This is a genomic window from Candidatus Regiella endosymbiont of Tuberolachnus salignus (assembly GCF_964020115.1).
In the GTDB taxonomy this organism is placed as follows: Bacteria; Pseudomonadota; Gammaproteobacteria; order Enterobacterales; family Enterobacteriaceae; genus Regiella; species Regiella insecticola.
On the sequence record NZ_OZ026542.1, the window covers coordinates 2,897,098 to 2,920,583 of the forward strand.

The window sequence follows — 23,486 nt, forward strand, 5'->3', positions numbered from 1 at the left end:
ATTTCTATATCAACACTAACTTATTATCTTTTAATATAAATAGAATTCTATCAAATTTGGGATGATGATCATCTTCATCATAATGGCAAAGACTACGGAATAGCCTACGAAGGTGGAATAGGTTTTTCGGATGATCCCCATTTGGTAACACTGGATGATTTTGGTTTTGATGTGGGTGATCGTTTCACCTATGAACACAATTTTTTTGAAAACTGGCTTCATAGGACACTGTTATGGAAACCCTGAAGAACCGCTAAAAGTAGTCTATTCTGTTAGCAATAATTTTTTTAGGTTAATAGTGAAATGAAAACGAAATCGACGAGAAGAGCCGACTTTTTAGCGCAAATGAATAGGATAGTTCCCTGGGAAAAGATTCTGGCCAAACTCAGTCGTCATTATCCGAAGGCAAGCTCTAAAGGCGGCAGACCGGCGAAACCGTTAGAAGTGATGCTGCGGATTTATTTTTTACAGAATGGGTTTAATTATGCTGATTTATCGATGGAAGAAGCGTTATATGACATCCCCTTACTACGTCAATTTACCGGTGTCTCCGTCGATGCGATTCCCTCCGATCCCACCATTCTGCATTTTCGACACTGGCTGGAAAAACATCATTTAAGCGAATCATTGTTTGAAGAGGTCAATGCGCATTTAGCTTCGTGTGGGCTGTTTATCAAACGGGGTAGTATTGTTGATGCTACGATCATTCATGCACCCAGTTCAACTCAAAACCGGCAAAATGGCCGCGATCCTGAAATGAAAGCCACCCGTAAAGGCAATCAGTGTTACTTTGGTATGAAAGCGCATATTGGTGTGGATGCACAGACGGGTCTGGTGCATTCCCTGGTGGGAACCTCGGCGAATGTAGCCGATGTGACGCAAGTTCATCACCTTCTTCACGGCCAAGAAGAGGTTGTTCATGGTGATGCCGGTTAGCCAGGTCACTTGGCACATCCCCCGACGGAGGGTATTGCCCTTGCCCGGGCAGGAGCAGCAGGTATGGGAAAAACATCGGCATCAGCAAAGTCTCAACGCGAAAATCCGGGCTAAAGTAGAACACCCCTTCCGTGTATTAAAATGCCAGTTCAACTTTAGAAAAGTGCGTTACAAAGGCTTAGCTAAAAATACGGCGCAATTATTCAGCTTATTTGCTTTGACCAATCTCTTTCTCGCTAGAAAAATTTTGTTTTGTCGCCCCTAATTGACCCTTGATACTGAAAAATGTAACGCTATTAGCTCAAAATATAGCATTCATTATCGGTTTTTCAGGGCTTCCATACCTACTACAGATTAGCTAAAGCAGAATATGAAGACTCTACCTTCTACAGAGAGTACTCCCAATCCGCCCGCGCTAGTGACAAAGCCTCCTACGCCGCCTTTGGGGAGTTTAGAGGTAACGTTTGACTTGTTGCCTAATCATGACGTCAACCATTGTGACTTTTCTAAGTTGATGTCAGCAGATTGTCAGAGTCAATGTCATCAGTTATCTTTTTTAGAAGATAGAGATACTCTGATTGCACGATATAGCGTGGCATGATGGCCATTTAAGATACAAGCAGCCGCTCTCACAGAATTTCCCTCGGTGAGAAGCCGCTGTCCAAGCGAAATTTGTTCAACACTGAGTTTCGGGGATGCCCGAAACGCACTCCCCTTCTTTTGTAATGATGTGCCGAGATTTATCCAGATGATACTGCCCGTATTGCTCGCTTTTCATGTTATTGTCATTTGCAATCCGCCCAATTTTATTCGCTGAGACATCAAACAATTTGCCAATTTCACTTGCGGTATACAGTTTTTCAACAAGTAGCGGCAGGGGAACGACCTCACACCCGGCTAATGGGTTGATCAGTCCAGCAATAACCCCTTGTCGGGATAGTGGAGAAAGTAAAGTTGCCCAGGCAAAGGTTTTTTCTGCTACTTCCATCGCCATCTGCATCGCTTTGGCCTTCCGAAATTCCGGTAATCCGCTGCCCTCATCACGGTGTGGCTGTCTTTTTGGCGTCTCTTTCGTGAGTTTTCCACGGCGGTAATCAATAAACGTCTGATTAACCCTAATACGGAAATCAGGTCGAATCCAGCCGGCATATTCGACTGCGAGGATTTCATGGGCATAGGTACCTGGATTTTTCCCGCCATGTTTTACTTCGATGACGTTATGAGCAAAGCCCGAATTCGGGCTTTGACTATTTTTCAACAAACTTGCCTCCAGTTCTGTTATCAGTTCTTGAGATTGAGCGGTGGCGAGCCATTTGGATGGCCGTTTATGTTCACCTTCGCCACTCGCTTTGTGAATGGCATTAAGGTTAAAACGGTCGATTGCATCGGTGGTGACAGTGATGCCGGCCACGATGGGAAGATTTTCTTTAGGCATAGTGAACTCTCCTTGATTATTGCCTATCGTGAAAGGATTGAGTGTGTTTAAGTAATGGTCTACTTGAATCAACAGGCGTAAAAAAAACCGCGTACTGGCGTAGGCGGTATCGGTTAGCTTAGGAAATAGGTAGCGGGAGCGAAAAGAAACTTAATGTAACAGCATGTCAAGTTCTTCATCCGAAAGCCCGGTAGACATTTTAATCACGGAGCGATCAACATTACTGGCAAGAAGCTGTTTGGCAATTTCTACATTTCTTTCCTGACGACCCTGTTGCATACCCTGTTGTTTACCGCGCTCTTCACCGCGTTTTTCGAGTTGTTGTGCAAATGTCATAACGTCCTCCTGTGCCTGCTCTGGAACGGATTGAACCCACAGTGCCAATGCTTTATCGAGCTCATCTGTGCCGGTTTCATTGGCTTTACCACATATTTCAATAAAGTACCGCAGGACATCTTTAAAATAATCCGGGCTCACTTGTGTGTAAATTTTGCCTTTCGATAACAAGGCTCCTAACCAGCTAAAAGGTGACTGCCTTTGGCGATAGTGTTTGAATAAGATTTCCATCACTGACGCTAAACCGTGTTGATTTATCTCTTCATCTGACATGACCGTTAAATCAATCAGTTGAAAGGGCTTGAGTGCTATCGCTTTGGCTAATTCGGGATTCTCAAAGCAATCCCATATCTTGGTTGAGTAAGGATAAGGCGATTTTTCTCCGTGATACAGTACCAGGGGTAACACAATCGGTAATTTTTTATGCCCTTGCTTCAGGTGATTATTCATCAACTCGACAACGTAACACAGGATGCGAAACGCCATCATCTCATCATCACTGCTCTGGTGCTCCGCCGCCAGGTAGATATAGCCTATCTTGCAACTACGTTGAAGTGGATAGGCATTATTACTCCGTCCCGCATACGTTACTGAAACAAAAATTAGAAGCGCATGTCAGTGGAGAACTTGTCAACCTGTTTCATCGGGGTGAGCTAGTCGCGGTACATCCACGCTCACACGACGTGGGCGGTCACTCCACGCTAGAAAATCATATGCCTGAAGCCCATAAACAACAGGGTCGCTGGACAGCGTCCCGATTAGAAGCCTGGGGGCGCGCTCTTTGCCCCGAAACTCACAGGATGGTCAGCCAGCTATTACAAATCAAATCGCATCCAGAGCAAGCCTATCGTGCCTGCCTGGGTTTACGTCATCTGAGCAAAAAATATTCCCCACAGCGACTCAATGCCGCCTGCGGCAGAGCCATCGCCCTGGGGGTTTATCGGCTATCCGCCTTGCGCTCAATAGAAAAAGGCTTGGATAGTCAGCCGATTCCTTCGCCTCAACCTGACTTATTAGGGCAACTCGAGCATCAAAATATCCGTGGCAACCGTTATTATCATTAAGGAAAATACCTTTATGCAGACAGTGCAACAACAACTTGCAGGACTCAAACTCAGTGGGGTGCAAGCCGCTCTCACCCTGCAACAGCAACAACCGGTTCATTATCAAGAGCTCAGCTTCGAAGAGCGTTTAAGCCTATTACTGGAGCAGGAAATTAGCCTGCGTGATAAGCGTAAAATCGAACGCTTAACCCGCCAGGCACGCTTCCGGTTAAAAGCAGAACTGGCTTATGTTGACTACTCAGCGTCACGCCAACTCGATAAAGCCACTATCCGCTCACTGACACAAGGGGAATGGTTGAAACACCATCAAAATATACTGATTACCGGCGCTACCGGGTGCGGCAAGACTTGGTTAGCCTGTGCATTCGGTCACCATTATTGCCAGCAAGGGATGAGCGTCTTTTACTTCAGGCTCAAGCAACTGCTAGCACAAATGTACCTGGCACAAGCCCAGGGCAGTTATCGAAAATTACTGGATACATTAGCCAATTGCTCGCTTTTGCTACTCGACGATTGGGGATTAGAGCCACTTAACTCTCAGCAGCGGGGAGATTTATTGGAGCTAATCGATGCCAGATACGATCGTACTTCCACACTCATCACCCGCCAGCTCCCTGTTGCTAATTGGTACCAGATGGGAGGTCGCATGAACGTCGCACAGGGTAGGCTCAATTATGAGCAGTACCATTGGATTAACCACTGGCTGGAGCGCTGGGGGGCATGGGTATACAGCGGCAGATTAGAAAAGCCACAGAGCAACCTCCTTGCTTATTTTATGGCCACGGTAACACCGCAAGCACATCACACACGCCCCCTGTGTAACGATGATGATGGCCTGTTAATTTCACAGGTGGTAGATACAGTGCTAGCAGCAGATAACCCGGCGTTTGGCATCCTGCTCAGTTACTACGTGCAACGATTATCTCGCTATTCGATAGCGATTTACCGTCAAAAGACAGCCCTACCCCGCAACATCAGCACCCGAGGCGGCAACCGATTGAAAACTCCCTCCCTCGCCACTTGCCGCAGGGAGGTCGATCAGGTACTCGAGAAAAGTCTATATCTACTTCATCCTGCACTCGAACAAGCATTTAACCATCGTCAACCTGTCGCTAAAGTAAAGAAAGTGGCGTAATGCTATTGACTTAAAAGAGCAAATGAGCAAGGATAACAGGGTACGTTGCCGTGTCTGTGTTTTGATAATGAGCAACCATAAAACCCTAACTTTTGTGTTGGGTTTTTTGTATTTGAATGTGACGGAAAATATCGTTGTTTACGCCAGCATGAAGATAATCAACGAAATGAAATCATGGACTCACTGTTGCAAACATACCACGGGCTAACTGGACAATTTCTCCCCCTCGATTGTCATACTTTCCGCAATCAATACTGCCTGATTATAAAACCGTAACACGCAGGGGTCACAGTGACATTGTGTATTATCTGCGGTCATAAAAATGGGCGCTCGAAAAGCTCGATCCTTTGAAACCAAGTTTGTTAAAAAAGCCCCCGCGTTTTTTTTGAAATCAGGATTGCTGATGTTGCTTGTCTGCTTTATTCGGAAAATAAGCGCCAAAAACTGCGCGAAATAAGCTTCTTTTTTTTGTATATTTTTCCAGGCTACGGTCTCTACGACGTCCAATTTAGCGAGCACTGTAGACAAGGATGGGGTAGGTTGGGGTGGTTGCATACGAAAGTGAATGTAGGGTTTATCATCACCGGCTTTACGTCGTTGATCAAGCCAATTAATTGTGTCTGCTGAAAGAGGATTCCTCAAAAGATTAACTTCACAGTTCGCTGGTACATTTTCTAATGTGTCTGGGGTTATCTGTGTTATGAGATTATTACGGAGATCCAGTGTAGTTAATGATGGGGGAAATCCAAAAGGAATATCAATTAGTTCGTCGTATTGAAAATCTAAAGAAACTAAATGTTTGCATTTTTCTAGCACATTAGGAAAACTCCTTAATCCCAGGTCGGACAGCTTTAATTCATGACCATTACATTGCTCGTTAGTAAGATATACCAACGTTTTTTCTAATGCTTCAACACGCTTTTTATTTAGATTTTGATCACATTTTTTTGCCCAGTCATACAATTCTACTGCTATTTTATCGAAAGCAGAATCAGATTCCCTTAGGCCATCGATAACCGTATCGAGACCCCTCATTATTATTGAGACATATCTGCTGTGTGCAACAAGATAGATACCGTCTTGCCTACGTCTTTGCAAGCGCTATTTTTTCATCAAAAGGGACTTACCGCCCGTGTACGCAATGTATCCGTATTATCTCTTCGAAAATTATTGAAATATTGGGGATAAAGTTCAGAATATTCGCCTAGATAATTAGTATGGCCTGTTGAGAGCGCCTTGATTAAGTGCATGAAAGCGTCTTTTATGCCGGCTTCATTTGCCCTCTTTAGGATTAATGCGAATACTTCAGGAAGCTTTTCTAGGGAGATGAAATGGAAAAAATTGAATTTATTATAAGCTTTGATAAGTTCATGGAAATTTTCCACATTATTAAAATCAGTTAAACTCTCTATACCATCTCTACACGCTTGAGATAGTGAACCTTCCGGTTGTGATGCATGTTCAAGCATGCATAATAGAATCATCTTATCACGCTGTGATAAAGAATCTGATAAAGAAGTTGTACCATCAGATGATTGGCTCTTAGTTAATATTTCATGCCCGAATGAACCAGAAAAGTATTTATGACTAAATGCTCCGCCTTCAGCAAGTAGAGCACTGACTGGTTGATAAAATTTTGCGTGGCGCTCTGCCATCGCTTGAGCTTCCTCGCTACCCTCTGTTGATAACGGAGCAATATCTGGCATTGGTTGCGGTAGGTCACCGATGTTCCCGGCTCCGGTGGCTGTTGCTAATTCTCCTTGCTTTGGCGGTGATGCTGTAAGCGGGCTAGATAATACTGTAGCTGAAGTTATTGGGCTTAATGGCATTTTATTCTTTCCTATTTTGATTAAATTTAGCGTAATGTTTTACGTAATTAAATAAAAAACCAATGGCATTTATTTAATTGATGATAATTAACGCTATTGCGTAATAATAATCCGACTGATTTTGATAGATGAAAATATTCTTTCAAATAACGTAATTACGTTTAGTAATATAATACTGACGTATTTTTACGTATTCATACCCAGCGAGGTTGTACCAAATTGTTTTGTCGCGTGCTTGCAAAAAACGCTTATTTTACGAACAAAAAAGACTTTATTGGCGAGGAGGTCTTTACAGTAAATTTTTCTTTGTCACCCACTTTTACGGTGTCAAAAGATGGCCTCTACTGGCCTTTTTTATGAGATTTTATACAGGTGGCACTACTCTACTCACTGGTTAAAGGGAGTAGAAAATAGACGTAGTTTACCGCTATTGTGCTGCTACAAAAAAAGAGTCATTTTTTTCAATCGCCGCAATTCCGCTTCCCTTCGTGCAGAAGAAGCGGACGGGTTTTCTGTATTAGCATATTTCGTCTGCTGGACGGTAAGCGGTTGCGAGGAGCATATGATGTTAGGCAAAATTTGACCCCATCGCATTCTACAAACTTGTATTTCTTCTTGAGAGGCTAACGTAGGCATCGATAACAATAAAATCGGTACTATTTTTAAGCAGGTTCTTATTTTTTTCATCTGCCCACCTCCTGTTTTCCGGTTAGTTTCGTTTAATCGATACTGGTTTTTGATCTGTTATTAGCATAGTCACCAGAAAAGCAATTTTCCCTTTCAATTTTTATTACCTGTTTATTATTTAACGTTATTGACCGCTTTTTATTTCAATGGCTGCGCCTCGCGCGGCCTTTTCACCTTTTAGCGCATCCCCCTGCCCATCAGTGCTTAACGCTTTTATCCACGAGAGGGTAAACGGGGACGGCGCTATTTTTTTATGCAACACCTTCTCCTTCCCCACTAATAGACGAGACTAACCATGGAAAAAGTGACCACAGGCGCGACCTATGCGGCGTGCGCAGGGAGTATTTTTAATGGTTTGCTGAGCAGCGACAGCTCAGAACAATGGAATGCCATTGGTGTGCTGGCGGGCGTCTCGTTGGCGGTACTCACCTATCTGACGAATTTGTATTTCAAGATTAAAGAAGACCGACGTAAGAGCAGGGCAGGAAAATGAGCACGCTAAGCAAACCCCTGCTGGGACTGATTTTGGCAGGAGCAACAACAACCGCCATCCTGACGCAATTTTTGCAGGAAAAAGAAGGCAATCGGCTAACGGCGTATCGCGATGGCGCACATGTTTGGACGATTTGCCGCGGGGCGACACGGGTCGATGGCCAGCCGGTGAAGCCCGGCATGATACTCAGTCGCGAGCAGTGTGAGCAAGTTAACCAATTTGAAGTGGATAAGGCGATTGCTTGGGTAGAGCGTCATATCAAGCTGCCGTTAACCGAGGCGCAGAAAGCCGGTATTGCTTCGTTTTGTCCTTATAACCTTGGCGCGAGTAAATGCACGGCGTCCACTTTCTATCGCAAACTCAATGCCGGTGACTATCAAGGCGCCTGTGCAGAAATCAAGCGCTGGATTTTCGATGGCGGTAAAGATTGTCGCCTTCGTGCCAATAATTGTGCGGGTCAAGTGATAAGACGCGCGCAGGAAAGTGAGCTGACCTGTTGGGGGAGGGATGTTTAATCGATTATTTTTTATCCTGTTGAGTCTCATTCTGCTCGTGAGTCTCACGGCTATTTATTATCACGCTGAATCAGCAAAAAAAGACAATGCCATTAAAGCACTACTCCATGAACGCGATAATGCGTGGATGACGATGGAAAGCATGAAAAAGCAGCATCAGCAGCTCGCTGTACTCGATAGCCAACACATGCAGGAACTCAATGATGCCAACAGACAAATTGCGGCGCTTGAACGTGCTGTTCATACTGGCCAGCGTCGGTTGCAGTTCGCTGCCCGATGTGAAAAATTGCCCCACACCGCCGCCTCCGCCCGCCTGGATGATGTTGCCGGTGCCCGACTTGACGATACCGCTGTCCACGCTTATTTCCGTCTCCGAAACGGAATTGAAATAGTCACCCAGCAAATCAAGGGATTACAGGACTACATTACCCAAGTCTGTTTGGCGCAATAAACCCTCGAAAAGATAAGATAAGTAGATACAGCATGCGCATTTGAAATGCTGATGGTGACTTCACTCACAGACTTTCAAAGGGCGGTAAGCAAAATTTTGAAATTGCCTTGCTCAACGAGCAACAAGTAACGCTCCTCATCACTTATATGCGTAATAACGATATCGTTCGAGCATTCAAAAAGAAGCTGGTCAAAGAATTTTTCACTATGCGAGGAGTACTTAGCTCTAAAGAAGTTGATCGCAATAGGGCGCGACTTGAGTACAAACCCATGACAGAGGCCATTCAACATGAGCGTGAAGCACAAGGCAAAACAATCGCCCCCCATCATTTCAGTAATGAAGCCGATCTTATCAACCGTATTGCACTCAATATGACCGCGGCTAAGTTTCGTGTGTATCATGATATCGGTCAACAGGGTAGCATTCGTGATCACCTCACACCCGAACAATTACGCTGTGTGACAGAATTACAGCGTGCCAATACGGTATTTATTTCAATGGGGATGAATTTTGAAAGCCGGAAGGTTCAGTTACAGCAATTATTTACACGCAATCATAATGCCGAGCTGATTAAAGAAATCCATCGCCTCGCAGCGTAAACAAGCCGCGTTTTTTCATGTTCATAATATTCACTTTTATCGACATAACAACAGAACATGTCGATCACATCAACACAGGAGCCACCATGGCAACACCGGACTGGGAGGCCATCGAAGCGGCGTATCGCGCGGGTTCGTTGTCCATTCGCGCTATCGGCAAACGCTATCACGTCAGTGACACCGCTATCCGCAAAAAAGCGATCCAACGCCATTGGTTGCGTGACCTGACGGATAAAGTGAAGACAGCCACCCACATTCAGCTGGTTCGCAAAGGGGGTTTGCACGCTCCCACCGTGCGAACGGAGACCGACATTATCCACGCCGCGGCGGATGAAGCGGCTTCTGTCGTTTTGTCTCATCGGATTGATTTAGCCGGCTGGCGGCAAATTGCGGCTAACCTGAAAGGCTTCCTTATGGACACCGTTATCACCGAAGACAATCATACCGCGCTGGCACGCACCTTTAGCGCCGGGGTGGAGGCGCAGCTGAAGCTGATTAAGGGCGAGCGCGAGGCATATAATTTAAACCACGAGGCCACCCCTGGCACGGATAACGCGCTGGCGCAATGGATGAAAGAGCTTGCGGAAGGGGATGCACATGGCAATCGACCCCGGTCTGAAAATAAAATTAGCGGATCGGTGTCAGCGCTAATGATAAAAGACCGTAAATTGCTAATTTAATTTGTCCACTCAAGCCAGAATGCAGTTTCCTTTGTGGTGACAAAGCCATGAGGGAAATAAGCATGCTAAGAAGAGAGGACCACTACATGATAAAACAACGCCATCAACAGGGGGCATTTATTGTTGATATTGCCCATCAGATAGGGTGTTCAGAAAAAACGGTGAGACGGCACATTAGCTATCCTGCGCCGCCAACAGCAAAACGCGGTAAAAAACAGGTTGCTAAACTCGAGCCCTTTAAAGACTACATCGATTCAAGGTTGAGTGAACAGGTTTGGAATGCGGCGGTTATTTTTGAGGAAATCCGTGAAAAAGGCTACCGGGGTGGGAGTGCGATGCTCCGACGTTATATACATCCCAAACGTCCGCTCAGGGCCTCGAAAAACACGGTACGCTTTGAAACCCTCCCCGGTTATCAACTTCAACACGATTGGGGAGAAATCATCGTTGAGGTGGCAGGCTCTGCCTGTACGGTTAATTTTGCCGTTAATACGCTCGGTTTTTCGCGTCGCTTTCATGTCTTTGCTGCCCCTAAGCAAGATGCTGAGCACACGTATGAATCGCTGGTTCGCAGCTTCAATTACTTCGGTGGCAGCGTAAAAAATGTCTTGGTAGATAACCAAAAAGCCGCTGTTATCAAACATGGACAAAATGGCCACATCGAGTTCAATGCAGGCTTCCTGCAACTGGCTAATCACTATGGGTTTAGTCCTCGCGCCTGTAAGCCCTATCGACCGCAAACGAAAGGCAAAACCGAACGGATGGTGGGCTATGTTAAACACAATTTTTTCACTCGCTACCGTCAGTTTGAGAGTTTCGCTCATGTTAATCAACTGCTAGCGATGTGGCTGGCGAAAGTGGCAGACCAGCGTCATCTTCGTCAATTCAAGCAGACACCGGAAAATCGTTTTGCTGAGGAAAAAATAGCCTTGATGCCACTCCCTGCGACTGATTTCGATACCAGCTACTTCGACCTACGACAAGTGGCATGGGACAGCTATATCGATGTCAGAGGTAATCGCTATAGCGTGCCTTCATTCTGGTGTGGTCGTGCGGTTAATATTCGTATCGGTTTAGATAATACGCTACGTATTTACGGCGATGAGCAACTGCTCGCGACGCATCTCTTGCAGGAGGTAACGCAGGGCTGGCAAAAGGTGCCAGAACATCATCAAGCCCTTTGGCAACAGGTCAATCGAGTAGCGTCTCGTTCGCTCAGTGTGTATGAGGAGCTACTCTGATGGAAATGGAAAACTTGTTGATACGGTTAAAAATGGATTACCTGGGCGATGCGTTGGAGAGTTTATGTGAAGAAGCCACCAAGAAAGCACTGAACTACCGTGAATTTCTCCAGCAGGCATTAGCCCAGGAATGGAACGGGCGTCACCAAAAAGGCTTGGAATCGCGGTTAAAACAAGCACGTTTGCCGTGGATAAAAACCTTGGAGCAATTTGACTTTACTTTCCAACCAAGTATAGACAGGAAAATTATCCGCGAGCTGGCGGGGCTGAGGTTTGTCGAACATCATGAAAACGTCATTTTGTTAGGCCCACCTGGGGTAGGGAAAACGCATTTGGCGATAGCGCTGGCTGTCAAGGCAGCTACAGCTGGGCATCGGGTATTGTTTATGCCTCTGGATAGACTCTGCTGTACCTTAATGAAGGCAAAGCAAGAAAACCGTCTGGAACGCCAACTTCAGCAACTGTGCTATGCCAGGGTATTAATACTGGATGAAATCGGGTATTTACCGATGAATCGCGAAGAAGCTAGCCTATTTTTCAGGTTATTGAGCCGTCGTTATGAAAAGGCGAGCATCATTCTCACATCAAATAAAAGTTTTACTGATTGGGGGGACGTATTCGGTGATCACATTTTAGCAACTGCGATTTTAGACAGGCTTTTACATCATTCAACCACATTGAATATTAAAGGAGAAAGCTATCGACTCAAAAATAAACGCAAAGCAGGCATGTTGCCTATAAAAACGACTGATATTATCCAGGCGCCTGGAATAGAAACCCAACAGGAAAATTAGCAAAAACTGGACATTTTAAAGTAGCAAAAAGTGGTCAATCTAAAGTAGCGTTGACATCGGGATAGCGGAGAAAGTAAAGTTGCCCAGGCAAAGGTTTTTTCTGCTACTTCCATCGCCATCTGCATCGCTTTGGCCTTCCGAAATTCCGGTAATCCGCTGCCCTCATCACGGTGTGGCTGTCTTTTTGGCGTCTCTTTCGTGATTTTTCCACGGCGGTAATCAATAAACGTCTGATTAACCCTAATACGGAAATCAGGTCGAATCCAACCAGCGTATTCAACTGCGAGGATTTCATGGGCATAGGTACCTGAATTTTTCCCGCCATGTTTTACTTCGATGACGTTATGAGCAAAGCCCGAATTCGGGCTTTGACTATTTTTCAACAAACTTGCCTCCAGTTCTGTTATCAGTTCTTGAGATTGAGCGGTGGCGAGCCATTTGGATGGCCGTTTATGTTCACCTTCGCCACTCGCTTTGTGAATGGCATTAAGGTTAAAACGGTCGATTGCATCGGTGGTGACAATGATGCCGGCCACGATGGGAAGATTTTCTTTAGGCATAGTGAGTTCTCCTTGATTATTGCCTATCGGGAAAGGATTGAGTGTGTTTAAGTAATGGTCTAATTGAATCAACAGGCGTAAAAAAACCGCGTACTGGCGTAGGCGGTATCGGTTAGCTGAGGAAATAGGTAGCGGGAGTTAAAATCAACTTAATGTAACAACGTATCAAGCTCTTCATCCGAAAGTCCGGTAGCTACTTTCACCAGGGTACGGTCTACATGGCTATCCAGAAGTTGCTTCGCTATTTTTAAGGATGCTTTTTTTTCTCCCTGTTGCATGCCCTGTTGCATGCCCTTTTGCATGCCCTTTTGCATGCCGCGTTGTTCACCGCGTTGTTCACCGCGCTCTTCACCGCGTTTTTCGAGTTGTTGTGCAAATGTCATAATGTCCTCCTGTGCCTGCTCTGGAACGGATTGAACCCACAGTGCCAATGCTTTATCGAGCTCATCTGTGCCGGTTTCATTGGCTTTACCACATATTTCAATAAAGTACCGCAGGACATCTTTAAAATAATCTGGGCTCACTTGTGTGTAAATTGTAGTCATTTTGCCTTTCGATAACAAGGCTCCTAACCAGCTAAAAGGTGACTGCCTTTGGCGATAGTGTTTGAATAAGATTTCCATCACTGACGCTAAACCGTGTTGATTTATCTCTTCATCTGACATGACCGTTAAATCAATCAGTTGAAAGGGCTTGAGTGCTATCGCTTTGGCTAATTCGGGATTCTCAAAGCAATCCCATATCTTGGTTGAGTAAGGATAAGGCGATTTTTCTCCGTGATACAGTACCAGGGGTAACACAATCGGTAATTTTTTATGCCCTTGCTTCAGGTGATTATTCATCAACTCGACAACGTAACACAGGATGCGAAACGCCATCATCTCATCATCACTGCTCTGGTGCTCCGCCGCCAGGTAGATATAGCCCGGCTTTCCGCCTATCTTGCAACTGTAAACAATATCGCTGTACAGCGTATCAGGCCATTTGGGGACATATTCGTTGGGGGTCATCACTAATGTAGCAGTATCAATCAATGCTAATGTTTCCTTTGGAAGATGATGCACCAACCAATCGACCATAATTTGTTTATGCTGTAACGACCGCTTGAAAAGGGCGTCATGGGGCTTTGATATGCTAGACATTCCGTGTTTTCTCTCTGATTATGGTTACCTTACGGTGTCGATTTATCACCGAATAACTTTACACGCATTATGATTCATAGACGCTGAATTTTTTCATCAGCAATTACGCCACCTGCCTATAACGTTGAATGGCGGCGATGTCTTTTTCCAGTTCAGCTAAAAACAGGCGTACTTCGGTTTCCATTTCCTTCCCCAGCGCCTTATCAAACTGAACGCGGGTTTTGAAGTAAGCCAGTTCCGGGGGCAGTCGATTATCAAAACTGACAAAGTCACACCATTTACGCCCAGTACAAAGCATTTGCGCGTGCATTTGCAATACATATTGATTTTTGATTTTCCCTGTTCTCACTGTTTCTAAGTGCGTCCAGGTTTTAGGGCATTTAATCTCGACCAGGCCATCATCATTCACTAATCCGTCAGGACTGGCGGCAAATCCTTTGATGCGGGGATGATCAATCAGCCCTACCTCCGTGACATTGGACGCAAATTCATTAAACACATACACCTGACGGGCAACCGCTTCCAGTTCGGTACCTCGTCTCATGTCAGCGGTAATAAAGAAGTCTTCCCGTTGCCCGGTGAGCCGCTGGCAAATCAACTCTGCCAGGTATTTTTGTCGGGTCGCGCTATAGCCCGTTTTGGTTTTCGTCATCACATCCGCTAATCGGCTGGCGGTCACTTTGCCACAGCGGGCAGCAAACCAGGCTTCTGTTCGTTGTTCCATGTGTCACCTCGATAATTGCGATTCGCCAAAAAATTGATCATCCCCCGGGTAGGCAGCTGAAGTCTGCTGAGCAATAGGCGATAGGCGTTCATCTTTATCTTTCAGCATCGTGATAAGTTTGTCGATGTGGGTTGCGGGTTTTCCTGCTATTTTTTCTGGTAAGGTTTGTCTCGTTTGGGCGAAAAAAGGCAGCTGAATATCAAAGCTGTAGGTATCGCTGCCGTCGCTTTTGGTTTTCAGCTTTTTTTGCAGCACCAGTCCCACTTTTTTACCCCTTAATTCCGGCGCCAGAAGGAGATTGCTCTTTATTACCCGCGTGAGCTGTTTAATGCCGGTACAGCCCATTAAGGCATTAATCAGGTTGACACCGTAGGCATTAGCGGTGCCGTCTTTCTTTTCGTAATAGAGGTTCAGATAGTTGGCTTTGCGCCCATCGTCCGTTTCAACAGAAAATTCAATCGATTTGGCGCCACTGGGGCTGTTCATGTATTTGGCTTCTGTGATGCTGAAAATATAGGCACCTGACTCACTGATAAATCCACTTTGGCCTGCGGCGAGCGCAGTTTCTTGGTGATACGTAAAGATGACGTCATTCATGCTGCCTGTCCTTCTGTGTGGTGTGTCAGCGCTAATGATAAAAGACCGTAAATTGCTAATTTAATTTGTCCACTCAAGCCAGAATGCAGTTTCCTTTGTGGTGACAAAGCCATGAGGGAAATAAGCATGCTAAGAAGAGAGGACCACTACATGATAAAACAACGCCATCAACAGGGGGCATTTATTGTTGATATTGCCCATCAGATAGGGTGTTCAGAAAAAACGGTGAGACGGCACATTAGCTATCCTGCGCCGCCAACAGCAAAACGCGGTAAAAAACAGGTTGCTAAACTCGAGCCCTTTAAAGACTACATCGATTCAAGGTTGAGTGAACAGGTTTGGAATGCGGCGGTTATTTTTGAGGAAATCCGTGAAAAAGGCTACCGGGGTGGGAGTGCGATGCTCCGACGTTATATACATCCCAAACGTCCGCTCAGGGCCTCGAAAAACACGGTACGCTTTGAAACCCTCCCCGGTTATCAACTTCAACACGATTGGGGAGAAATCATCGTTGAGGTGGCAGGCTCTGCCTGTACGGTTAATTTTGCCGTTAATACGCTCGGTTTTTCGCGTCGCTTTCATGTCTTTGCTGCCCCTAAGCAAGATGCTGAGCACACGTATGAATCGCTGGTTCGCAGCTTCAATTACTTCGGTGGCAGCGTAAAAAATGTCTTGGTAGATAACCAAAAAGCCGCTGTTATCAAACATGGACAAAATGGCCACATCGAGTTCAATGCGGGCTTCCTGCAACTGGCTAATCACTATGGGTTTAGCCCTCGCGCCTGTAAGCCTTATCGACCGCAAACGAAAGGCAAAACCGAACGGATGGTGGGCTATGTTAAACACAATTTTTTCACTCGCTACCGTCAGTTTGAGAGTTTCGCTCATGTTAATCAACTGCTAGCGATGTGGCTGGCGAAAGTGGCAGACCAGCGTCATCTTCGTCAATTCAAGCAGACACCGGAAAATCGTTTTGCTGAGGAAAAAATAGCCTTGATGCCACTCCCTGCGACTGATTTCGATACCAGCTACTTCGACCTACGACAAGTGGCATGGGACAGCTATATCGATGTCAGAGGTAATCGCTATAGCGTGCCTTCATTCTGGTGTGGTCGTGCGGTTAATATTCGTATCGGTTTAGATAATACGCTACGTATTTACGGCGATGAGCAACTGCTCGCGACGCATCTCTTGCAGGAGGTAACGCAGGGCTGGCAAAAGGTGCCAGAACATCATCAAGCCCTTTGGCAACAGGTCAATCGAGTAGCGTCTCGTTCGCTCAGTGTGTATGAGGAGCTACTCTGATGGAAATGGAAAACTTGTTGATACGGTTAAAAATGGATTACCTGGGCGATGCGTTGGAGAGTTTATGTGAAGAAGCCACCAAGAAAGCACTGAACTACCGTGAATTTCTCCAGCAGGCATTAGCCCAGGAATGGAACGGGCGTCACCAAAAAGGCTTGGAATCGCGGTTAAAACAAGCACGTTTGCCGTGGATAAAAACCTTGGAGCAATTTGACTTTACTTTCCAACCAAGTATAGACAGGAAAATTATCCGCGAGCTGGCGGGGCTGAGGTTTGTCGAACATCATGAAAACGTCATTTTGTTAGGCCCACCTGGGGTAGGGAAAACGCATTTGGCGATAGCGCTGGCTGTCAAGGCAGCTACAGCTGGGCATCGGGTATTGTTTATGCCTCTGGATAGACTCTGCTGTACCTTAATGAAGGCAAAGCAAGAAAACCGTCTGGAACGCCAACTTCAGCAACTGTGCTATGCCAGGGTATTAATACTGGATGAAATCGGGTATTTACCGATGAATCGCGAAGAAGCTAGCCTATTTTTCAGGTTATTGAGCCGTCGTTATGAAAAGGCGAGCATCATTCTCACATCAAATAAAAGTTTTACTGATTGGGGGGACGTATTCGGTGATCACATTTTAGCAACTGCGATTTTAGACAGGCTTTTACATCATTCAACCACATTGAATATTAAAGGAGAAAGCTATCGACTCAAAAATAAACGCAAAGCAGGCATGTTGCCTATAAAAACGACTGATATTATCCAGGCGCCTGGAATAGAAACCCAACAGGAAAATTAGCAAAAACTGGACATTTTAAAGTAGCAAAAAGTGGTCAATCTAAAGTAGCGTTGACATGGTGAACCTTATCAAGGTTGTAATAGTGGCAAACCGTGGCATCCACCTTGGCAAGGTCGTTGTCAATTTCATGGCTATCGAACATGTTTATAGGGGATTTAACCGTGTCTGCGCCGCTATTTTGTGTCGTAAACAAATAATTTCCGTCCTGAACCAAAGTACGTAGCACCAGGGTAAACAAGCCTTCCAAGGTGATTTTTTCATCCAACATTTTCCCGATGGTTTTAATCTTGGTTTTTCCTGAGGTGGTTTCTTCGGTGTGCGATAAAAAATAAAGACGCAGGTCAGCCGGGGTTTCTTTAATGGCGTTATCGATAATTGACCAAGCGTGATGACCAATTTCAGTAAACTTATCGAATGATTTTTCATGCGAACGGCGCATAAACTCATTTGCCATCACGTATTGAAAATCATCAATAATCACGATTTTCTTGCCGTATAAAGACGCATTTTTAATCGCAAGAATAATAGCTTGCCACTGGTCGGTGACATAAAGCGCGGTTTCAGGGACGTTTTTATCCCACCGTTGCCACCCTGTCGAGCGAAAGGGCAGCGGTTTGTTAATGGTTTGGATTAATAAGCATTCTTTCGGGTTGAGCGCTCGCAAGCTCGTTGATTTTCCTGTTCCCGATTCACCGAGTATTAATGTGGCGGTTCCCATTGTTAACTCCTTTCTGTTGTGGTTAATTTAAGCGCCTGTCCGTTGCTTATCGTCATCGTCCCTGACTTTGGCAATACAGACTCAACATTTGTGAATACCCCCACGCAGTGTTAATAAAATAAGGGATCGCGCCGTTGCTCATGATGAGCAAGACGTTATCTTTGATGATGGGGTTAAGCCGATGCGGTGAGCGCTTTTTTGTTCCTGTGGGTTGTCAACGCTACTTTAGATTGACCACTTTTTGCTACTTTAAAATGTCCAGTTTTTGCTAATTTTCCTGTTGGGTTTCTATTCCAGGCGCCTGGATAATATCAGTCGTTTTTATAGGCAACATGCCTGCTTTGCGTTTATTTTTGAGTCGATAGCTTTCTCCTTTAATATTCAATGTGGTTGAATGATGTAAAAGCCTGTCTAAAATCGCAGTTGCTAAAATGTGATCACCGAATACGTCCCCCCAATCAGTAAAACTTTTATTTGATGTGAGAATGATGCTCGCCTTTTCATAACGACGGCTCAATAACCTGAAAAATAGGCTAGCTTCTTCGCGATTCATCGGTAAATACCCGATTTCATCCAGTATTAATACCCTGGCATAGCACAGTTGCTGAAGTTGGCGTTCCAGACGGTTTTCTTGCTTTGCCTTCATTAAGGTACAGCAGAGTCTATCCAGAGGCATAAACAATACCCGATGCCCAGCTGTAGCTGCCTTGACAGCCAGCGCTATCGCCAAATGCGTTTTCCCTACCCCAGGTGGGCCTAACAAAATGACGTTTTCATGATGTTCGACAAACCTCAGCCCCGCCAGCTCGCGGATAATTTTCCTGTCTATACTTGGTTGGAAAGTAAAGTCAAATTGCTCCAAGGTTTTTATCCACGGCAAACGTGCTTGTTTTAACCGCGATTCCAAGCCTTTTTGGTGACGCCCGTTCCATTCCTGGGCTAATGCCTGCTGGAGAAATTCACGGTAGTTCAGTGCTTTCTTGGTGGCTTCTTCACATAAACTCTCCAACGCATCGCCCAGGTAATCCATTTTTAACCGTATCAACAAGTTTTCCATTTCCATCAGAGTAGCTCCTCATACACACTGAGCGAACGAGACGCTACTCGATTGACCTGTTGCCAAAGGGCTTGATGATGTTCTGGCACCTTTTGCCAGCCCTGCGTTACCTCCTGCAAGAGATGCGTCGCGAGCAGTTGCTCATCGCCGTAAATACGTAGCGTATTATCTAAACCGATACGAATATTAACCGCACGACCACACCAGAATGAAGGCACGCTATAGCGATTACCTCTGACATCGATATAGCTGTCCCATGCCACTTGTCGTAGGTCGAAGTAGCTGGTATCGAAATCAGTCGCAGGGAGTGGCATCAAGGCTATTTTTTCCTCAGCAAAACGATTTTCCGGTGTCTGCTTGAATTGACGAAGATGACGCTGGTCTGCCACTTTCGCCAGCCACATCGCTAGCAGTTGATTAACATGAGCGAAACTCTCAAACTGACGGTAGCGAGTGAAAAAATTGTGTTTAACATAGCCCACCATCCGTTCGGTTTTGCCTTTCGTTTGCGGTCGATAAGGCTTACAGGCGCGAGGGCTAAACCCATAGTGATTAGCCAGTTGCAGGAAGCCCGCATTGAACTCGATGTGGCCATTTTGTCCATGTTTGATAACAGCGGCTTTTTGGTTATCTACCAAGACATTTTTTACGCTGCCACCGAAGTAATTGAAGCTGCGAACCAGCGATTCATACGTGTGCTCAGCATCTTGCTTAGGGGCAGCAAAGACATGAAAGCGACGCGAAAAACCGAGCGTATTAACGGCAAAATTAACCGTACAGGCAGAGCCTGCCACCTCAACGATGATTTCTCCCCAATCGTGTTGAAGTTGATAACCGGGGAGGGTTTCAAAGCGTACCGTGTTTTTCGAGGCCCTGAGCGGACGTTTGGGATGTATATAACGTCGGAGCATCGCACTCCCACCCCGGTAGCCTTTTTCACGGATTTCCTCAAAAATAACCGCCGCATTCCAAACCTGTTCACTCAACCTTGAATCGATGTAGTCTTTAAAGGGCTCGAGTTTAGCAACCTGTTTTTTACCGCGTTTTGCTGTTGGCGGCGCAGGATAGCTAATGTGCCGTCTCACCGTTTTTTCTGAACACCCTATCTGATGGGCAATATCAACAATAAATGCCCCCTGTTGATGGCGTTGTTTTATCATGTAGTGGTCCTCTCTTCTTAGCATGCTTATTTCCCTCATGGCTTTGTCACCACAAAGGAAACTGCATTCTGGCTTGAGTGGACAAATTAAATTAGCAATTTACGGTCTTTTATCATTAGCGCTGACAACAAAACCGGCTAACGCTGCAGCACCATCTTTATCTTTTGACATACCATAAGCTATCCCGATGGCAAATAATGTCGACATATTGTTGATAATGGCAGAGCCAGATGTAATTAATAATGCTGCTAATGAATTACCTCCACCCCAGTCGCTAGGATCAATCCAATAGCCTAACCCCATTAGTATCGCGGCAGCCGGCAGGGCAGCAACCGGAACCATTAATGCCCGCCCCACTTTTTGCAAATAACTTAACATATTCGCTTGTCTCCTTCTTTTGATCTTAATGCGGCATTGCAATCGGGTTAAAGTTTATCTTTTACGAAATTTTCTTTAGTACCGACTGATTTTCGATAAAGTATGAGTGAGAATAAGAGATTTCGAAAAGGTGCTTACTGCCTTGGCGGGAAGAAAGTATATAAGAGGCTTTCTAACATTCAGCTATAAAAAATTGATTTTTTATCGTTTAACGGCGCGCGTGGCCAAGAAAGTTGGCATGAATTTGTCCACCACAAAGCGAGGATTAGGTTGCTTATCTTCATAAAATCCGTCGATACTGAATCCTGCCTTAATTTGCCCCCCGATCAAATCTGTCAACGTATGCCCAAACACCACCGCCTCGCCACGCTCCTGTTTTGCCTTGAGTTCTTCTTCAGTATGGGCTTCAAGATCTGAATAAGGGAGTGTATACCGCGGTATAATGATTCCCAGATCAAAATAAGCTGGGTCGCGATCACCAATAAACATCACCGGATTATAGAAACTAGCCAGTAAAGCCCCACCTGTCTTCAAAACACGGTAGCATTCACGCCACACTGGGTTAACATCTGAAATATAGAGATTGGAAATGGGGTGAAGGATAAGATCAAATTTCGGTTTAGGAAAGCAGCTCAGATCACACATGCTACCTTGTTGCGTTTCCAGTTCGAGACCATCACGCTCTGCCACTAGGCGATCTTGCTGAAGTTGCTGGTCTGAAATGTCGAAGACAGTCACTTTGGCACCTGCTGCTGCTAAAACAGGAGCTTGCTGACCCCCGGCAGAAGCCAGGCAAAGAATGTGTTTGCCACTGATATCACCCAACCACTCCGGAGGCAATGAGCGGGGTGTGAGATGTATTTGCCATTCCCCTTTCCGGGCTTTCTCAATCAAATCGCTGCTGACCGGGCGGGACCACTCTTCTCCATTTGTGGCTTGTTGATCCCATGCAGCGCGATTGTGAGTGAGATAATCAAAATTAGGATCTGACATAATTAAACTAACCTCTCTTATTTTAGTGTTCGTCTGGATATACCCTTCGTCTCTTGAAGCCGCCGCGTTGTTGGCTGCGCGCCCTCGCCCTCATGGTATTTCTACGCTCATCGGTCGGTCGCCCTGGTAGCCGAAGGCAACTTCCAAGGCGAACGGTATAATCAACACTGCTGGCGATGAAAAATACTGTACTCAAATAGTGCTGAAAAACCTATACGTTTATAAAGGGAAAGACCTTCATTAGACGCATCCAGAAAACAGTGAGCAATATTTCGTGACTTTGCGTAGCACAGCGCATGCTGTATTAAAGCACTAGCGTATCCTTGCCCCTGAAACTCAACTTTTGTCCCAATGTCGTCCAAACGAGCAATATTTTTTTGTATAGAAAGTGTGAGTGAGCAAACAGGCTGCTGTTTTGCATAGAGTGAAAAGTGAACAAGATCCTTTTTGGTATCTATTGCTGCTTGATGCCTTGCCTGATATTGGTTCATGACTGTTGGGGTCGATGAAAATGCACTTTCTAGCGGTGTGACCCAATCTATCAAACAGCTGTCTGTGCATTGAATATACTCTTCGTCTTTGAAGCCGCCGTGTTGTTGGCTGCGGGTGTTCGCCGAATCACCTAGTATGTCGACGCTCATCGGTCGCCCGCCCTGGTCGCGATGCTGCAACTTCAAGGACTGTGGGTATATTACATTGTTGCGCAAATTGCTTGATGGGAAATCCTCCCTATTGAGTTGCATAACAGTTGACGTATCATCAATGTGAAAATTTTCGTTGTTCAATTTATTTTTTATTTTAGTATCAATGAGTTCACTTCGGATCATAATGTTAAATGGGCATTCAGTTGTGTGAAAAAAATGTATACCCCTTTGTAAAACGGCCTCTATGTCTATATGACAATTTTTTTTGTTTACGATCAAAAAATTAAGACCACTTGATTCGACGCCAGTAAAGTAGGCACAAACGTCATCAGTAACGTAATAATACCGTTGACTAATGGCGGTGAAAAAATAGTTTTCTATTTGGTAATAAGAAGAAAATAGTGATGGCGTATGATTTTTATCATTCATGGTTTTATAAAATCCCCTGTTTTTGATGTTTCTTTAAATATAGTCCTCGTTCGAATGACCTGTGCTCCATCCAGAGAGTATTTACTCAAAGGAACTAAAGCCTTAACAAAGAAAGAAAACGAGAGACTGCATTCTATAGCCGAATCAGTTTAATTTGATTCAAGGCGGAGGAGCGCAGACAGTACAAATAGTACGGCAAGCGACGACAACACTTAAATCAAATTAAAATGATTTGGCCATATGGAGTAATGCGAATTTAATTGACGAATCAGGTAATTAAATACCAAACCGTCAAAAAAAATCGCCACGGCAGTAAACAAAATGGCAGCCTTGGGCAGGTTCAGTTAGTGGCTATCCTTGAATAGAGAACGGGTGTTTGATTCCACTTGGTTGAGTAAATATTGACAGCTATAATACATTGGCTAAATTAAATACGAAAATTTAATTGTTGAGGAATAAGCTATGAAACTATTACCTTTGGCTCTTGTTGCAGGTCTAGTGCTAACTTCATTCAATCCCAGTGCTAAGATCACGGTAAACGATAATGAAACAAGCTATCAATTACATGACACTACAGATCGAAAAAGATGCGGCTATTTTTATTGTACGTAAGTGTTTTTGCTAGTTTAGTGTTGGCATTGTTATTGGCATCACGGGCTCATTGATAGGCAGTTTTGACCGTTTTTGGTGTGGTGGCGTGAGTTTCGCTGTCACTGTCGGTAGCGCTACCTCAAGCGCGCCCATGCCGGGCGCACACGACAAAAATCCTCGATTAATAGCGAGGATTTTT

At 45.1% G+C, this 23,486-nt stretch carries 26 protein-coding genes and 4 pseudogenes; 13 read left to right on the forward strand and 17 right to left on the reverse strand.

What is annotated here, in order from left to right; translation table 11 throughout:
- Positions 1–303: 303 nt before the first annotated feature.
- A pseudogene (locus AACL30_RS14410) lies at positions 304–1,201 on the forward strand (IS5 family transposase).
- A gap of 411 nt (positions 1,202–1,612) precedes the next feature.
- Here the strand turns inward: AACL30_RS14410 and AACL30_RS14415 are convergent.
- Entirely contained in the window at positions 1,613–2,371 is a 759-nt protein-coding gene (locus tag AACL30_RS14415) for a KilA-N domain-containing protein (RefSeq protein ID WP_339057092.1), read from the reverse strand.
- Positions 2,372–2,521: 150 nt separating this feature from the next.
- Positions 2,522–3,310, reverse strand: a complete 789-nt coding sequence (locus AACL30_RS14420; RefSeq protein ID WP_339058492.1) for an Rpn family recombination-promoting nuclease/putative transposase — start codon at positions 3,308–3,310, stop codon at positions 2,522–2,524.
- On the opposite strand from AACL30_RS14420, the gene AACL30_RS14425 reads away from it, so the two are divergent.
- Both AACL30_RS14425 and istB (AACL30_RS16605) read left to right on the forward strand, forming a co-directional pair.
- Positions 3,262–3,771, forward strand: a complete 510-nt coding sequence (locus tag AACL30_RS14425; protein ID WP_339057093.1) for a Mu transposase domain-containing protein — start codon at positions 3,262–3,264, stop codon at positions 3,769–3,771. The genes AACL30_RS14420 and AACL30_RS14425 overlap by 49 nt on opposite strands.
- Before the next feature lie 13 nt (positions 3,772–3,784).
- Positions 3,785–4,906 (forward strand): IS21-like element helper ATPase IstB, encoded by a 1,122-nt coding sequence (gene istB, locus AACL30_RS16605; protein ID WP_422389608.1) that lies wholly within the window; start codon positions 3,785–3,787, stop codon positions 4,904–4,906.
- A gap of 204 nt (positions 4,907–5,110) precedes the next feature.
- Here the strand turns inward: istB (AACL30_RS16605) and AACL30_RS14440 are convergent, their stop codons facing one another.
- From AACL30_RS14440 to AACL30_RS14450, 3 genes are all read right to left on the reverse strand, one after another.
- Positions 5,111–5,941 carry a hypothetical protein gene (locus AACL30_RS14440; protein WP_339057094.1) on the reverse strand — a complete coding sequence of 277 codons (831 nt, stop codon included), beginning with the start codon at positions 5,939–5,941 and terminating at the stop codon, positions 5,111–5,113.
- A 77-nt stretch (positions 5,942–6,018) separates the two neighbouring features.
- The gene (locus tag AACL30_RS14445; RefSeq protein ID WP_339057095.1) at positions 6,019–6,735 is read right to left on the reverse strand and encodes a hypothetical protein; all 717 of its coding nucleotides are present in this window, start codon (positions 6,733–6,735) and stop codon (positions 6,019–6,021) included.
- Between the two features lie 811 nt (positions 6,736–7,546).
- Complete coding sequence (locus AACL30_RS14450) at positions 7,547–7,681, reverse strand: hypothetical protein (RefSeq protein ID WP_339057096.1); 135 nt, start codon at positions 7,679–7,681, stop codon at positions 7,547–7,549.
- 36 nt (positions 7,682–7,717) lie between these two features.
- Between AACL30_RS14450 and AACL30_RS14455 the strand changes: the two genes are divergently transcribed.
- From AACL30_RS14455 to istB (AACL30_RS14485), 7 genes and pseudogenes are all read left to right on the forward strand, one after another.
- Complete coding sequence (locus AACL30_RS14455; protein WP_339057097.1) at positions 7,718–7,915, forward strand: class II holin family protein; 198 nt, start codon at positions 7,718–7,720, stop codon at positions 7,913–7,915.
- Positions 7,912–8,430 carry a lysozyme gene (locus tag AACL30_RS14460; RefSeq protein WP_339056568.1) on the forward strand — a complete coding sequence of 173 codons (519 nt, stop codon included), beginning with the start codon at positions 7,912–7,914 and terminating at the stop codon, positions 8,428–8,430. Before AACL30_RS14455 ends, AACL30_RS14460 begins: the two co-directional genes overlap by 4 nt.
- Entirely contained in the window at positions 8,423–8,881 is a 459-nt protein-coding gene (locus tag AACL30_RS14465; protein ID WP_339056567.1) for a lysis protein, read from the forward strand. The genes AACL30_RS14460 and AACL30_RS14465 overlap by 8 nt, the downstream gene beginning before the upstream one ends.
- Positions 8,882–8,961: 80 nt before the next feature.
- Positions 8,962–9,480, forward strand: a pseudogene (locus AACL30_RS14470) (hypothetical protein); the annotation flags it as partial.
- Between the two features lie 86 nt (positions 9,481–9,566).
- Complete coding sequence (locus AACL30_RS14475) at positions 9,567–10,160, forward strand: hypothetical protein (protein ID WP_339057098.1); 594 nt, start codon at positions 9,567–9,569, stop codon at positions 10,158–10,160.
- A 62-nt stretch (positions 10,161–10,222) separates the two neighbouring features.
- A complete protein-coding gene (gene istA / locus AACL30_RS14480; RefSeq protein WP_339056344.1) occupies positions 10,223–11,401 on the forward strand; it encodes an IS21 family transposase in 1,179 nt (392 codons plus the stop codon).
- Positions 11,398–12,195, forward strand: a complete 798-nt coding sequence (gene istB, locus AACL30_RS14485; RefSeq protein ID WP_339058365.1) for an IS21-like element helper ATPase IstB — start codon at positions 11,398–11,400, stop codon at positions 12,193–12,195. Before istA (AACL30_RS14480) ends, istB (AACL30_RS14485) begins: the two co-directional genes overlap by 4 nt.
- Here the strand turns inward: istB (AACL30_RS14485) and AACL30_RS14490 are convergent.
- From AACL30_RS14490 to AACL30_RS14510, 5 genes are all read right to left on the reverse strand, one after another.
- Complete coding sequence (locus AACL30_RS14490; RefSeq protein ID WP_339057099.1) at positions 12,192–12,755, reverse strand: KilA-N domain-containing protein; 564 nt, start codon at positions 12,753–12,755, stop codon at positions 12,192–12,194. The two genes, istB (AACL30_RS14485) and AACL30_RS14490, sit on opposite strands and share 4 nt — an antisense overlap.
- A 149-nt stretch (positions 12,756–12,904) precedes the next feature.
- Entirely contained in the window at positions 12,905–13,897 is a 993-nt protein-coding gene (locus AACL30_RS14495; RefSeq protein WP_339057100.1) for an Rpn family recombination-promoting nuclease/putative transposase, read from the reverse strand.
- Positions 13,898–14,000: 103 nt separating this feature from the next.
- Entirely contained in the window at positions 14,001–14,621 is a 621-nt protein-coding gene (locus AACL30_RS14500) for a lambda exonuclease family protein (RefSeq protein WP_339057101.1), read from the reverse strand.
- 3 nt (positions 14,622–14,624) lie between these two features.
- On the reverse strand, positions 14,625–15,218 hold the full coding sequence (locus AACL30_RS14505; RefSeq protein ID WP_339057102.1) for a DUF669 domain-containing protein: 594 nt from the start codon (positions 15,216–15,218) through the stop codon (positions 14,625–14,627).
- Entirely contained in the window at positions 15,215–15,346 is a 132-nt protein-coding gene (locus AACL30_RS14510) for a hypothetical protein (RefSeq protein WP_339057103.1), read from the reverse strand. The genes AACL30_RS14505 and AACL30_RS14510 overlap by 4 nt, the downstream gene beginning before the upstream one ends.
- On the opposite strand from AACL30_RS14510, the gene istA (AACL30_RS14515) reads away from it, so the two are divergent.
- Together istA (AACL30_RS14515) and istB (AACL30_RS14520) are read left to right on the forward strand one after the other, a co-directional pair.
- Positions 15,345–16,523 carry an IS21 family transposase gene (gene istA / locus AACL30_RS14515; protein ID WP_339056344.1) on the forward strand — a complete coding sequence of 393 codons (1,179 nt, stop codon included), beginning with the start codon at positions 15,345–15,347 and terminating at the stop codon, positions 16,521–16,523. The two genes, AACL30_RS14510 and istA (AACL30_RS14515), sit on opposite strands and share 2 nt — an antisense overlap.
- Entirely contained in the window at positions 16,520–17,317 is a 798-nt protein-coding gene (gene istB, locus AACL30_RS14520) for an IS21-like element helper ATPase IstB (protein WP_339058365.1), read from the forward strand. Before istA (AACL30_RS14515) ends, istB (AACL30_RS14520) begins: the two co-directional genes overlap by 4 nt.
- Positions 17,318–17,351: 34 nt before the next feature.
- Here the strand turns inward: istB (AACL30_RS14520) and AACL30_RS14525 are convergent, their stop codons facing one another.
- The 3 genes from AACL30_RS14525 to istA (AACL30_RS14535) form a co-directional block, all read right to left on the reverse strand.
- Positions 17,352–18,035, reverse strand: coding sequence for an ATP-binding protein (locus tag AACL30_RS14525; RefSeq protein ID WP_339057104.1), 684 nt, complete (start codon positions 18,033–18,035; stop codon positions 17,352–17,354).
- A gap of 268 nt (positions 18,036–18,303) precedes the next feature.
- The gene (gene istB / locus AACL30_RS14530; RefSeq protein WP_339058365.1) at positions 18,304–19,101 is read right to left on the reverse strand and encodes an IS21-like element helper ATPase IstB; all 798 of its coding nucleotides are present in this window, start codon (positions 19,099–19,101) and stop codon (positions 18,304–18,306) included.
- Positions 19,098–20,276 (reverse strand): IS21 family transposase, encoded by a 1,179-nt coding sequence (gene istA, locus AACL30_RS14535; RefSeq protein WP_339056344.1) that lies wholly within the window; start codon positions 20,274–20,276, stop codon positions 19,098–19,100. Before istA (AACL30_RS14535) ends, istB (AACL30_RS14530) begins: the two co-directional genes overlap by 4 nt.
- On the opposite strand from istA (AACL30_RS14535), the gene AACL30_RS14540 reads away from it, so the two are divergent.
- On the forward strand, positions 20,275–20,430 hold the full coding sequence (locus AACL30_RS14540; protein WP_339058515.1) for a hypothetical protein: 156 nt from the start codon (positions 20,275–20,277) through the stop codon (positions 20,428–20,430). The genes istA (AACL30_RS14535) and AACL30_RS14540 overlap by 2 nt on opposite strands.
- On the opposite strand, the pseudogene AACL30_RS14545 reads toward AACL30_RS14540, so the two are convergent.
- From AACL30_RS14545 to AACL30_RS16610, 4 genes and pseudogenes are all read right to left on the reverse strand, one after another.
- Positions 20,379–20,630 (reverse strand): annotated as a pseudogene (locus tag AACL30_RS14545) (PTS transporter subunit EIIC); the annotation flags it as partial. The gene AACL30_RS14540 and the pseudogene AACL30_RS14545 overlap by 52 nt on opposite strands.
- Before the next feature lie 201 nt (positions 20,631–20,831).
- A complete protein-coding gene (locus tag AACL30_RS14550) occupies positions 20,832–21,623 on the reverse strand; it encodes a class I SAM-dependent methyltransferase (protein ID WP_339057105.1) in 792 nt (263 codons plus the stop codon).
- A 161-nt stretch (positions 21,624–21,784) separates the two neighbouring features.
- Positions 21,785–22,696, reverse strand: a complete 912-nt coding sequence (locus AACL30_RS14555; protein ID WP_339057106.1) for a GNAT family N-acetyltransferase — start codon at positions 22,694–22,696, stop codon at positions 21,785–21,787.
- Between the two features lie 658 nt (positions 22,697–23,354).
- A pseudogene (locus tag AACL30_RS16610) lies at positions 23,355–23,417 on the reverse strand (tail fiber protein); the annotation flags it as partial.
- Positions 23,418–23,486 lie beyond the last annotated feature (69 nt).